Consider the following 11,712-nt stretch of genomic DNA (forward strand, 5'->3'; position numbering starts at 1 on the left):
TGCTTATGTGCATTTTCAACTATAAGTAATACTTTATCTAAAAACACTTGATATTAAAACTATTTATAATTTAAAGGAACTATTATATGTAAGTCTTTTAACTCAATAGAAAAGTTGAACAAAGTAAATTAAAAGTAATAAATATAGTCTGGTTTCTTTTACTTCTATTTACATGTAATTTTATATGATAAATCTTGATTTAGTTGTGATTTTAATATCACGTACTTTAAGAAGATCTTCAATTGATTTACGTGAAGGATGGCCAGGATTTCCTTTGGTTGTTAGGGAGCTTATATCTTTATACTTAAACAAATACAGAGAATCTTCTTTTTTATGTTTCTTTAGAAGGGTAGATACGGATAGGACAGCTTTATCGTGCAGCACTTTAGAAAATTTATTCTTTGGTACATTTCCCCAAGCTAAAACTATGATATCGCTTAATCTAATAATTTCGTTTATTTTTTTGAAATTATTTTTCATCGTTTTTTCGAAAGATTTAGTATTGTTTTCTATTTCGTGAACCAATAAGTGTGAGTTTGGTTCATAGAAAGGGAATAAGTTTAGTATATTGATGACTCCATATTGAAATTGATTATTATCTCTGAAAAAAGAGCAAACTTTATTTATCGTTGGATCAGAATTTTCTCTACTCGCGTTATGAGGATTCATCATTATTACTGTAGCGCTTGATTTTGATTGAAGTGGAGTTTTAAGTTGCAAAAAATAACGTATAGTATTATCTGCTTCTGGATAAATATTAGAGACTATGATTTTTTCTGGGTATGAATATTTTTGATTTTTATTCATGTTTAACAATCCCTTCTTCATCTTTTGCATGTTAATATAATATACTAAAAATTAAAATGTATACATATATTGATATATTTATTCTGTTAATGGATATCTCGTTATCTACAATACTTCTCAATTTTTGAGAAGTATATAGATATTAATGACTTTTTTGCCTTAAAATAAGTTACAATTATTAAAAAGTTTAGTGCAGGAAAAACTTGAAATGAAGGTGAGTTTAATGAAAATAAGAAGATTAGTTGCGACAGACAATATACCAATGGATTTATTATTACAAGCCGATCCTTCCGAAGAGATTGTATTAGAGTATTTACAAAGAGGGGAATGCTTCGTGTTGGAGGATGAAGATAGCATTATTGGTGTATATGTTTTAATCCCTACACGTCCCGAAACTGCGGAGTTAGTGAATGTTTCTATTCAAGAAGAGCAGCAAGGGAAAGGCTTAGGTAAAATGCTAATTCAGCATTCCATTGCTACTGCCAAGTCAAAAAAATATAAGACAATAGAAGTTGGAACAGGCAATTCGAGCATTTCACAAATTGCTCTTTACCAAAAATGCGGATTCCGTATCACACATATAGATAGAGACTTCTTTATACGACATTATGCAGAGCCAATTTTTGAAAATGGTATTCAATGTATAGATATGGTCCGACTTTCTCAAGATTTACACTATTAGTAAAGGCAAATATTTCAAAAGTTATTTTCGTATATTTCCTCTTTTATTACTTAAGCTATACAGAATAGTGAAGTTTAGAAAGGAGGTTAAATATCATGTTTAGTTTTCTTTGGTTCTTAATTATTGGTGGTGTTCTAGGATGGGTAGCAAGCATGATTATTGGTAAGGATATCCCAGGTGGAATTATAGGCAATATTATTGCAGGTATTATTGGAGCTTGGATAGGTGGGAAATTATTAGGTCAGTGGGGACCAACCTTAAGTGATTTCTATATTTTCCCGGCTTTACTTGGTTCAATAATATTGATACTCATCGTAAGCTTTATTTTTAAGTTAATGCATAAAGATTAGAACCTGAGCATTTGCTCAGGTTCTTTTTTCTGAACTTCGATTCTAAATAACGGTTTCGTTAATCTACTCTTTAAAGAAATAAGCACCTGAACTTGAAGGTTTTTAAAAATAAAACCTACCAGAACGGTTTGCAGCAGTAGTTGGGGAGAGAGGGGGACGTATATCAGGTTATACAGAATTTATATTTCAATTATAATCAAAAACAACAAAGTCCATTTCTGTCCAAATCGGCTTATACCTATTCGATACATTGATTGGGATTGGAGTCACTTTGTTAATTTAATAATCCATTTTTTAATGTCAACAAGTCTATTGTATTCAGGTTTTTCATGTGTACCAGTGATTATTAGCGGGACAAGGGAATCGATTTTGTGTAAAGAACCATGTGCTCCTCCACCAGCATGGTTGTGACTATGTTTTTCTATGAATTCAAAGTGTGGCTTAGCATCTACAATAATAAATTGACCTTCATGTGAATGCAGAGCACCATTAAGTCTTGCGAGAGCATCTGGATAATCGCCATATTCGATAAGCCCTTGATTATCAATTTCCAAATTTAAAATGGAATGATCACCATCTAACTTCCAAGATTGGTTATAAAGATCCTTATAGGGTCCATTTGATGAAAATGTGAAAATCTTATCGGATTCTGGAGAAGTAACATAGTTTGTTCCTCCATCTTTCCATGCAATAATACCAATTCGGTTATCTTTTTTTAATGTCTTTATTATTTTTGAAATTTCAATGTTTTCTTTAATTAAGTTAATGTACGCCATTCTCTCGTTTATCGCGATTGCAATATCACCATTCTTCTTACGTTCCCAAAAAGTATAGTTTTTTAAGACATCATTTAAGTCGATTAGCGAAATGTTCTTATCTTTAATAATCTTAGATTGGGCACTATCTCCATGCACAATCCAAATTACCTGATTAATCGCTTCTTCCCAAGTCGGATAAGAATTGAGTAGTTCTTGAAGATATTGATCTGCTTTTTCAATTGGCTCTATATATTCTGGCCCGTTTTTGTGTAAATCCTTGTCTGCATCTGGTAAATAGGCCAGAGTAAATGCGGGCATTTTATTATTTTTAATTAAAAATTTCAACTCGTTAACAGTAAATTGATTATTTATGCCCATACTTTTCCAGGCGAACTTTTGACGATCATTATTGGGATCATATTGAGACAATGTTCCCAAAGAAAGTAGTGATGGTCCATTGGTATTTATTTTACTTGGTAGAAGTCCCATTGCTGATATTAGTTTCGGAACATTTAATTGATGTTGAAAACTTCCACGATATAAAAGTCCGTTAATAGAGGCAGATTGAATGTTACTCTTTGAGAGCTCTTCATGAATGGTCTGAACATTTTTGCTCAAATGCACTTTGTTTAAATTTACAATACCATCGTAGACAACATTTTTAACTCCAAGGCTCCAAATTTCACTTATCCCACTCCCATAACTAATAATGCGATTTTCATCTTTCTTAAACCAAATAAGTCCTGGAACCTTATGTTGATCAGCATAAGTACCAGTCAACAAAGTGCTATCAATCGCAACGGACATTGTGGGATAAGAGCTAATTACTTTTGGGTAGAATTGTCCGTTTTTTATTAAAAATGAAAAGGCAGGTGCTTTTTTTTCTTGAATAGATTTTTGGATAGACTGACTCATAAGAGAGTCTACAGTGATGAGTATGACTGGTTTTTGCTTTATATTGATAACAGTGTTGCTAATATCCTTTGAAGGCGACATTGAAAAGGCAAATGCAAGACAAACTATCAAGAAAATGAATACGATAATGGATACGACTATTTTATATTCCATGTTTTCACCCTTTTATTGTAGTGGACAATTAGTGTGGTTTATATTGGAAGAAAGATACGTCAAACTAAAATTTAGCCTTATAAAGATGGTTCAACTATAAGTTATCCATTCGTATTCCTCCTCCAGTTCTCATTTGCACAATGTGTAGTTACCATAACATGAAATAATATTATCCCTTACTATGTTCAGCTACTGATTAATAGCATCTTAATGAGAAGTATATGTTATGATTAGAAAAAGATTTTAGGAGGAATAAAATGGTAACATGCTATTTGAAGTACGTTATTGACCCTTATAAAGTAAATGAATTTGAAGAATACGGTAAGATGTGGATTCCACTTGTAAATAAATTAGGTGGTACACATCATGGCTATTTTCTTCCACACGAAGGTGCTAATAATATTGCTTATGCCTTATTCACTTTCCCGAGTTTAACAGCATACGAAGAATACCGAATGAAAATGGCATTGGATGAAGAATGTCAGGCAGCAATTAAATTTGCAGAAGATAATAAATGTATTTTAAGTTATGAAAGAAGTTTTATGCGTCCTATATTTAATTGAATAACCGTTAAATATGTAAAATAATTTAATGATAGCCCGTTAAGTAAACGGGGGCTTTAGTAGAATATTTTGGAGCTGTTCAGGCAGCTCTTTTTTTATTTAACTAACGGGGCGGGTTAGTTCGATAAGAAATGTTATAATAGACGCTACTAAAAAAGGTAGTCATTTAAATGAAAAACTGGGTTGAACTAACAAATTCAGAGGATGAAAAAGTGTGGAATAAAATATTCGACGAATTGAAGTTTGAACCAAGCACTACCAATCTTCCATCTTTTAAAGTACCAACCCCTTTTATTATCTACGATATTTCACTATACTTTGGAAAATATAAAGGTTTGGATGCCTATGATGACTTAGAGGAAAAAGCATTACTTGTTTTTCAAGAATGCACGTCAGTAGATGAATATATTTATGCATTAGATTGGCAGCATGAGTGTCATTGGATAAATCCCTATCTAGAATTTCAAAAAAATGAATTCGATAATTGGACAGTACCGATCTTCCCAAATGGCGATTATTACTTTTTTATTCATAAGGATTTTGAATGGGGATATTTAGGTGACCCTTGGGAAAGAACTATAACTATTTTCGGAAAAGAATTAATAGAAGGTTTTGAAAAACATCGACCACGAATGTTTGAAAAAATAGTACGTCAGGGGTAATGTATGCTTTGATAACGGGGCAGTTTATTGCAAGAAGGGACGTGTTTTATGAAAGAGATTAAATCGACATCTATTCAACCTAATGTAAGAGAACTTTTATCCTTCACAAGCTCTGAATATCACTATTTCCCGAATTTTTTTGAGTAAATAATGGGTGCTTTATTTTTATTAGATACATCAATAAGAGCGACTTCTTTTATCTGTCCAACTATAGTAGCATTTCTTTTTGAACAATAATCAAATGCTTTAGATAACTTTTCTGGAGACAATCTATTTGCTATAGTGCAATGTGGTATCCAACGATTCGGAAGGTACAATGAATTCGGGTCATCATTAAATTGTTCGAAATTTTTATGATGGTTAAAATGAAATTCATTCAATTCTGTTGTAACGGTAGGTGATAAGAACAATGCTCCCGAATTAAGAAACGAACCAATTGTATTAAAAGTAATATCAATCGCCTGCTTACCTTCATAAAAGACATCCATTTGTTTTGTAAAATAAGATGGGTTTAAGTCATTATAGCCTGCTAATGTAATGTGCGGTATCCTATTTTCCACTTCATATGCATAAAAGGAAATCGACCTTTCTTTTAACTCTTTCCAAATATCTTTAATAATCTGTTCTGTTGTTTCATCAAAAATTGCAATTAATCCGTACATAATAATTCCACCTCTTCGTTAGTTAAAATATTTTTGTCACAATCATTGAAATTATTTTAACATAAATATCCATTTGGAATATCAATTTATTATAAGAGAAATCTAGAGATGAAAATGATTTCAATTTAATTTTCATGGTAGGCCAAGGTTAAAAAACGAGTAGTGAAGATTCTTCGCACCAGATACAGCTTAATATTTGATTTCTGTAAAAAAGTGCTTGAATTTGTATCTTACTTCCTATATATTAAAAGAGACTAAAGGGTATCTTTTTTGGAGGTTATAATGAGAAAAGGTGAATTAACAAGGCGTAATATTATTCTGAAGTCTGCTACAATTTTCAACAAAAAAGGTTACATGACAACATCGATGAATGACATTATTCAGGAAACTAATATTCAAAAAGGAGGGATATATCGCCATTTTAAAGATAAAGAGCAGCTTATGGTCGAGTCTTTTCATTTTTCTACTGAAATAATGCAAAATCATTTTCAGGCGAGTGTTTCACAACACGAGAATGCCACGGACAGATTATTCGCATTTGTTGAGTCCTTTTTAGAATTAAGTTTAGGAGAACCGATAGCAGGTGGGTGTCCTATTTTTAATGCAGCTATAGAAATGGATGATTTAGACGGGAATGCGTTACTGCCATCTATCAATGAAGCAATGGATATAATGATAAATTGGTTAGTTAAAATTATAGAGGATGGTATTAGTAATCAGGAGTTGAAGCAGTCTGTAAAGCCATACGATACGGCGATATATATTGTTTCAACATTAGAAGGTGGGCTCGTATTAGACCGATTAAAGAATGATGTACAATTAACAAAGATCATAAGCAATAATTTGAAACAATATATTTCAATGATTGCGACTGAGCGGCAATAAAGCCGTCTTTTTTATAACCAAAAAGAGACTGAAAGGTATCTTTTTTAAGGGGGATTATTATGAAATATATAGTATTCATTGCTTTCGTAGTAATTATTTTATTTTTGAGGAGATATATCATACAGCATATTTTCACACCGAAAGTAAAGGTGGATAAAAAATACCCGAATTCAACTTATGAAGACATTAAAATTGAGCTGAGTATTGGAACAATGCGAGGATGGCTTATTAAAAGTGAGCAGGCAAGAGGTTGCTTTCTATTGGTACATGGATGGAGTTCTAATAAATCAGACATGTTACGATATGTCGATCCCTTATTAGCTAACGGTTTTGACGTGATAACTGTAGATGTTCTTGGTCATGGGCAAAGTGAGTCATCAGAAAAACAAGTGAGTATTGAATCGTTTGTCCAAAGTATAACAGCAACGATTGATTATTTATCGAAGAGGCCAGATATTAATAGTAAAAAAATCTATATTTTAGGGCATTCAATGGGTGGGGTAGCTGCAAGTATTGTGAATTCTACAGATTCGAGGATTAAAGCACTTATTACAGATTCAATGCCTACATCATTAAAAAGTATTAGCAATTCAATGGCTGAGAAAGTATCACTTCCATATATTCCGTTTGGATGGCTATTTGTCAGCTGGTTTCTTTTACGGGGAGGTGTTTTTTTAAAAGCTAGAAGAGAATGGTGTTTAGAAAGAATATTAAAAAACCAACAGGCTCCATCTCTTGCCGTACACTCTATTCAGGATAAAAAAGTAGCGATTTCAAATGTGGATGTCCTATTAAATGATAGCAACTTTAAACAAGTAATTAAAGTTGCAACAAAAGGCCACCACAATTGTGTAAAAGATAAAAATTTTTGGGATAACGTTTTTTATTTTATAGCAAATCATGAGGGGGATACAGTAGATGAAGTATATTGATACGCTTGTAATTGGTGCAGGTCCAGGAGGATATGTGGCAGCCATTCGCGCTACTCAAAAGGGGCAAAATGTTACTATTGTAGAGAGAGAGTATTTAGGAGGAGTTTGTTCGAATGTCGGTTGTATCCCATCAAAAGTGCTGATTTCAGTAGGTCACCGTTTTGAGCAAGCAAAGCATTCTGGTGATATGGGTGTTGTTGCAGAAGAAGTAAAACTTAACTGGGCAAAAGTGCAAGAATTCAAAAGCGGCGTAGTTTCTAGATTAGTAGGCGGCGTTAAAGGTCTATTAAAAGGCAACAAAATCGACATCGTGAACGGTGAAGCATACTTCGTAAATGCAAATACAGTACGTGTAATTGATGGTGGCAGTGAACAAACGTACACATTCAAAAATGCAATCATTGCAACAGGTTCTCGACCGGTTGAAATTCCAACATTTAAATTCACTAAACGAGTAATTAATTCAACTGATGCTCTTACTTTACCAGAAGTACCGGAAAAATTAGTTGTCATTGGTGGGGGTTACATCGGTACTGAACTAGGTTCTGCTTATGCGAATTTAGGTTCTCAAGTAACAATCATTGAAGGGGGTAAAGACATCTTAGCTGGTTTCGAAAAGCAAATGACAGAAGTTGTGAAAAAAGGTTTAAAGAAAAAAGGCGTAGAAGTTGTGGTTGGCGCATCGGCTAAAGGCGTAGAAGAAAATGAAAACGGCGTAGTTGTAACATATGAAGCTGATGGAGAAGAAAAAACAGTTGAGGCTAACTATGTATTAGTAACTGTAGGTCGACGTCCAAATACGGATCAATTAGGTCTTGAAGCAGCAGGTATCGAATTCGCTGAACGCGGTTTACTAAAAGTAGATAAACAATGTCGTACTTCAGTACCTAACATTTATGCAATTGGAGATATCGTATCTGGTACACAACTTGCACATAAAGCATCTTATGAAGGTAAAGTGGCTGCCGAAGCAATCGCTGGCGAAAATTCGATCGTAGATTATTTAGCAATACCTGCCGTATGCTTTACAGATCCAGAGCTTGCAACTGTTGGTTTCAATGAGGAGCAAGCAAAGGCAGAAGATATCGAAGTGAAAACAGCAAAATTCCCATTCGCTGCAAACGGCCGTGCATTAGCTTTAAATGCAACTGAAGGTTTTGTGAAACTTGTTGCACGTAAAGAAGATAATTTATTAATTGGAGCTCAAATCGTTGGTACTGGTGCATCTGATATGATTGCAGAAATGGCTGTTGCGATTGAAGCGGGTATGACTGCCGAAGATATCGCATTAACAATACACGCTCATCCAACTTTAGGTGAGATTACAATGGAAGCAGCTGAGGTAATTATAGGGAGACCAATTCATATTGTGAAAGCATAATGTATAGAATGATTTAACTATATTTTTGGAAATATTAATAGCCATAATTAAGAACCTACTTTGAGCAATCTTTGTTCAAAATAGGTTCTTTTCATATGTGGCTAAACGGATAAGATAAATTTGAATAAAAATCAAACTAAATCTTACAAGTTCATTTTAAGAATTCTTTTATTTGACTTAAGGTATTTTTAAGATTTCGTAATTATAATAAAGATACCAACATACTAAAGAATGTAAATAGGATTTGAGTTAATATTATTGAATGCACGTTTTGGTATCGCACTTATACAAAAGTTTAATTTTTATTAGCAATTGATGATTAGTGGAATTAAGTTAGTTATTTCATGTAAGAAAGAATCTTGGAAATTACGATAATGAGAAATTATCTAAATTTTTTGTTTGGTTTTATATCTCATATCAATTAGATGGTAAAGTGGAGGAAACTCAATTTGAAAAAGAAATATATTTATATTCTATTAACAGATACGGGTACTCTTTTTTCGAAAACCATAAAACAATATACAAAAGCTCCTTACAATCACGCATCCATCGCTTTTGATTTGAATTTAAATGAAATGTACAGTTTCGGAAGAAGGAATCCAAGAAACCCTATAAATAGTGGTTTTGTGAAAGAAGATGTATTAGAAGGTATATATAGAGCATTCCCACAAACAAAATGTGTACTATATAAATTTGAAGTGGATGAAGAAAAATTAGAAAAATTGAAGAGCATAATAGATAAATTCGAGAAAAATAAAGACCTTTATTATTATAATTTACTAGGAATAGTAGGTGTGGCATTTAATGAACCTATTGAACCACGGAATTCATTTTTTTGTTCTCAGTTTGTAGGGGAAGTTTTAAATAGAGCGGGTATTATCTTTTGGGATAAACGAACATCATTAGTTACACCAAATGATTTTAGAAATTTACCCGGATTTGAAGTGGTATATGAAGGAATGCTGTTAGAATATGAACCTATTAAAAGTAAAATTTAATTAAAAGTGAGCTTAAAGTAATACACAAATAACAAGAATTTATTCTCCATACAATGTGCAACATTATAACAAATTTTATTAAAGCTGAACTAATTTTTGTATTAGTTCAGCTTTTATTTGTGTTTAAAGATATAATTTGGAATATTTACGAAATGAAATTAGAGTGGGATATTTTTCATTTTGAAAATTTTTTTCAAAAATATAAAAAATTCAGAAAATTATTTACATATCTCATTCTATGTTATATGATTACTCGTAAGCGCTAACAGGGTAAATTTAGGCAAGAATTAAAAGTCTAAATGGAGTTTTGCCCTAAGGGGGGATAGAGGGAATTATTTATTTTGCATTTAATTAACATAAGAAGTTATTACATTAAGTTTAGGTGGGGTCAAAGTGAACTTAGAAAAATTTAAAGGAATATTTCCTGCTTTTTATGCTTGTTATGATGATGTAGGAGAAATTTCAGAGAATCGAACAAAAGAATTGTGCAACTATTTGTACAATAAAGGAGTCCAAGGACTTTACGTTGGTGGTAGTTCAGGAGAATGCATCTATCAAAACCTGGAAGAGAGAAAAGCGACATTAAAATATGTTGCAGAAAGTTTAAGAGGGAAATGCACGTTAATCGCTCATGTTGGAGCACCATCCACTAGAGAAAGTGTGATTCTAGCAAAATATGCTAGTGAATTAGGATATGATGCACTATCTGCTATTCCACCAATCTATTTTAAATTGCCTGAAAGTTCAATCTTTAAGTATTGGACAGAAATCATGAATTCAACTGAACTACCATTTATTATTTATAACATTCCGCAAACAACGGGATATAGCCTGTCTATTCAACTATTTAAGGAATTATTAGAAAATTCAAAGGTCATTGGGATCAAGAATTCTTCAATGCCTGTAATGGATATTGAAAGATTCAAAGCGGTTGAAGAAAATCTAATCGTATTTAATGGACCAGATGAACAATATGTTTCTGGGAGATTAATTGGTGCTGATGGAGGAATAGGCGGAACGTATGCAGTAATGCCAGAACTTTTCTTAATGGCAGAAGAGTTTGTATCAACGGGAAACTTCAATGATGCTCGAAGAATTCAAAGAGATATCAATGACATTATTATCGCTTTATGTTCATTAAATGGTTCTATGTACTCCGCTATTAAAGAAGTCTTAAAATTAAGAGGAATTAATATTGGAAGTGTAAGAGGACCATTAGAGGCAGTATCAGGGGAAGACCTAAACAAAATAAACGAAATTAAAGAGTTGATTGACAAAGCTATTTCTTCCTATTTAAAGGTAACAAAATGAAAAGGAGAATAGTATGCTTTGGGGATTCTAATACATGGGGCTTTAATGCTAGAACTATGGAGAGGTTTCCAGAAGGTGTAAGGTGGACTAGCTTATTAGCTGGAATGCTAGGTGATGAGTTTCAAGTAATTGAGGAAGGATTATCAGGTAGAACGAGTGTAGTAGATGATCCATTATTCGAAGGATTAAATGGTTATACTTACATCCATCCTTGCTTGATGAGCCATGCACCATTAGAGCTTGTCATTATTATGCTTGGTACAAATGATACAAAGGAAAGGTTTCATTTAACTTCTTATAATATAGCTCAAGGAATTGCAAGGCTTTCATCTAAAGTCAAAAATACTCCAGCAGCTCTAAAGGGAAGCTTTCCAAAAGTATTAGTCATTGCGCCTCCTCCTATTGAAAAAGGATATTACGAAACTGAAGTAAGTCAATCAATGGGAAGAGAATGTGATGTTAAATCAGAGGAAATGCCAAAGTTTTTAATGGAACTATTGGAGATTCAAGGTACAGAATTAATTGATACAAAGGGATTTGTATCAATGAATAAGATTGATTTCATGCATCTTGATGAAGAAGGACATAAGCTATTATCACATCTTGTTTTTAATAAAATCAAAAGCATTTTACTATGTTAATTGGATCGATAA

Annotated in this window: 13 protein-coding genes; 10 read left to right on the forward strand and 3 right to left on the reverse strand. The window is 32.6% G+C overall.

Features of this window, described 5'->3' with window-relative positions; genetic code table 11:
- Window positions 1-180: 180 nt before the first annotated feature.
- Window positions 181-807 (reverse strand): DUF1643 domain-containing protein, encoded by a 627-nt coding sequence (locus MHH85_RS08970; protein WP_340706751.1) that lies wholly within the window; start codon window positions 805-807, stop codon window positions 181-183.
- Between the two features lie 223 nt (window positions 808-1,030).
- On the opposite strand from MHH85_RS08970, the gene MHH85_RS08975 reads away from it, so the two are divergent.
- The gene (locus MHH85_RS08975; RefSeq protein WP_193739667.1) at window positions 1,031-1,489 is read left to right on the forward strand and encodes a GNAT family N-acetyltransferase; all 459 of its coding nucleotides are present in this window, start codon (window positions 1,031-1,033) and stop codon (window positions 1,487-1,489) included.
- A gap of 95 nt (window positions 1,490-1,584) precedes the next feature.
- The gene (locus tag MHH85_RS08980; RefSeq protein WP_193739666.1) at window positions 1,585-1,839 is read left to right on the forward strand and encodes a GlsB/YeaQ/YmgE family stress response membrane protein; all 255 of its coding nucleotides are present in this window, start codon (window positions 1,585-1,587) and stop codon (window positions 1,837-1,839) included.
- 266 nt (window positions 1,840-2,105) lie between these two features.
- Here the strand turns inward: MHH85_RS08980 and MHH85_RS08985 are convergent, their stop codons facing one another.
- Window positions 2,106-3,665 (reverse strand): alkaline phosphatase family protein, encoded by a 1,560-nt coding sequence (locus MHH85_RS08985; protein ID WP_340706752.1) that lies wholly within the window; start codon window positions 3,663-3,665, stop codon window positions 2,106-2,108.
- Window positions 3,666-3,922: 257 nt separating this feature from the next.
- Here MHH85_RS08985 and MHH85_RS08990 point away from each other — a divergent pair, with 257 nt between their 5' ends.
- Together MHH85_RS08990 and MHH85_RS08995 are read left to right on the forward strand one after the other, a co-directional pair.
- The gene (locus MHH85_RS08990) at window positions 3,923-4,228 is read left to right on the forward strand and encodes an NIPSNAP family protein (protein WP_340706753.1); all 306 of its coding nucleotides are present in this window, start codon (window positions 3,923-3,925) and stop codon (window positions 4,226-4,228) included.
- 170 nt (window positions 4,229-4,398) lie between these two features.
- On the forward strand, window positions 4,399-4,890 hold the full coding sequence (locus tag MHH85_RS08995) for a DUF2716 domain-containing protein (RefSeq protein WP_340706754.1): 492 nt from the start codon (window positions 4,399-4,401) through the stop codon (window positions 4,888-4,890).
- A gap of 122 nt (window positions 4,891-5,012) precedes the next feature.
- On the opposite strand, the gene MHH85_RS09000 is transcribed toward MHH85_RS08995, so the two are convergent.
- Window positions 5,013-5,552 (reverse strand): 2'-5' RNA ligase family protein, encoded by a 540-nt coding sequence (locus MHH85_RS09000; protein ID WP_340706755.1) that lies wholly within the window; start codon window positions 5,550-5,552, stop codon window positions 5,013-5,015.
- A gap of 282 nt (window positions 5,553-5,834) precedes the next feature.
- On the opposite strand from MHH85_RS09000, the gene MHH85_RS09005 reads away from it, so the two are divergent.
- The 6 genes from MHH85_RS09005 (at window position 5,835) to MHH85_RS09030 (ending at window position 11,700) form a co-directional block, all read left to right on the forward strand.
- Window positions 5,835-6,437, forward strand: a complete 603-nt coding sequence (locus MHH85_RS09005; protein WP_340706756.1) for a TetR/AcrR family transcriptional regulator — start codon at window positions 5,835-5,837, stop codon at window positions 6,435-6,437.
- A 59-nt stretch (window positions 6,438-6,496) separates the two neighbouring features.
- A complete protein-coding gene (locus MHH85_RS09010) occupies window positions 6,497-7,369 on the forward strand; it encodes an alpha/beta hydrolase (RefSeq protein WP_340706757.1) in 873 nt (290 codons plus the stop codon).
- On the forward strand, window positions 7,356-8,750 hold the full coding sequence (gene lpdA, locus MHH85_RS09015) for a dihydrolipoyl dehydrogenase (RefSeq protein WP_340706758.1): 1,395 nt from the start codon (window positions 7,356-7,358) through the stop codon (window positions 8,748-8,750). Before MHH85_RS09010 ends, lpdA begins: the two co-directional genes overlap by 14 nt.
- A 449-nt stretch (window positions 8,751-9,199) precedes the next feature.
- A complete protein-coding gene (locus MHH85_RS09020) occupies window positions 9,200-9,748 on the forward strand; it encodes a hypothetical protein (RefSeq protein ID WP_227752066.1) in 549 nt (182 codons plus the stop codon).
- A 393-nt stretch (window positions 9,749-10,141) separates the two neighbouring features.
- Window positions 10,142-11,059: a dihydrodipicolinate synthase family protein gene (locus tag MHH85_RS09025; protein WP_340706759.1), complete on the forward strand. Its 918-nt coding sequence runs from the start codon at window positions 10,142-10,144 to the stop codon at window positions 11,057-11,059.
- A complete protein-coding gene (locus MHH85_RS09030; RefSeq protein WP_340706760.1) occupies window positions 11,056-11,700 on the forward strand; it encodes a GDSL-type esterase/lipase family protein in 645 nt (214 codons plus the stop codon). Before MHH85_RS09025 ends, MHH85_RS09030 begins: the two co-directional genes overlap by 4 nt.
- Window positions 11,701-11,712 lie beyond the last annotated feature (12 nt).

Origin of the sequence: Viridibacillus sp. FSL E2-0187, from assembly GCF_038006425.1 — a bacterium.
Classification (GTDB): Bacteria; Bacillota; Bacilli; order Bacillales_A; family Planococcaceae; genus Viridibacillus; species Viridibacillus arvi.

Excerpts from the sequence above, each read along its gene's own strand:
- MHH85_RS09030 (WP_340706760.1), top strand. The coding sequence starts at position 11,056 with ATGAAAAGGAGAATAGTATGCTTTGGGGATTCTAATACATGGGGCTTT.
- MHH85_RS08995 (WP_340706754.1), top strand. The coding sequence starts at position 4,399 with ATGAAAAACTGGGTTGAACTAACAAATTCAGAGGATGAAAAAGTGTGG.
- MHH85_RS08970 (WP_340706751.1), bottom strand. The coding sequence starts at position 807 with ATGAATAAAAATCAAAAATATTCATACCCAGAAAAAATCATAGTCTCT.
- MHH85_RS09010 (WP_340706757.1), top strand. The coding sequence starts at position 6,497 with ATGAAATATATAGTATTCATTGCTTTCGTAGTAATTATTTTATTTTTG.
- MHH85_RS09000 (WP_340706755.1), bottom strand. The coding sequence starts at position 5,552 with ATGTACGGATTAATTGCAATTTTTGATGAAACAACAGAACAGATTATT.
- MHH85_RS09005 (WP_340706756.1), top strand. The coding sequence starts at position 5,835 with ATGAGAAAAGGTGAATTAACAAGGCGTAATATTATTCTGAAGTCTGCT.
- MHH85_RS08985 (WP_340706752.1), bottom strand. The coding sequence starts at position 3,665 with ATGGAATATAAAATAGTCGTATCCATTATCGTATTCATTTTCTTGATA.
- MHH85_RS08975 (WP_193739667.1), top strand. The coding sequence starts at position 1,031 with ATGAAAATAAGAAGATTAGTTGCGACAGACAATATACCAATGGATTTA.
- MHH85_RS08990 (WP_340706753.1), top strand. The coding sequence starts at position 3,923 with ATGGTAACATGCTATTTGAAGTACGTTATTGACCCTTATAAAGTAAAT.
- MHH85_RS08980 (WP_193739666.1), top strand. The coding sequence starts at position 1,585 with ATGTTTAGTTTTCTTTGGTTCTTAATTATTGGTGGTGTTCTAGGATGG.
- lpdA (WP_340706758.1), top strand. The coding sequence starts at position 7,356 with ATGAAGTATATTGATACGCTTGTAATTGGTGCAGGTCCAGGAGGATAT.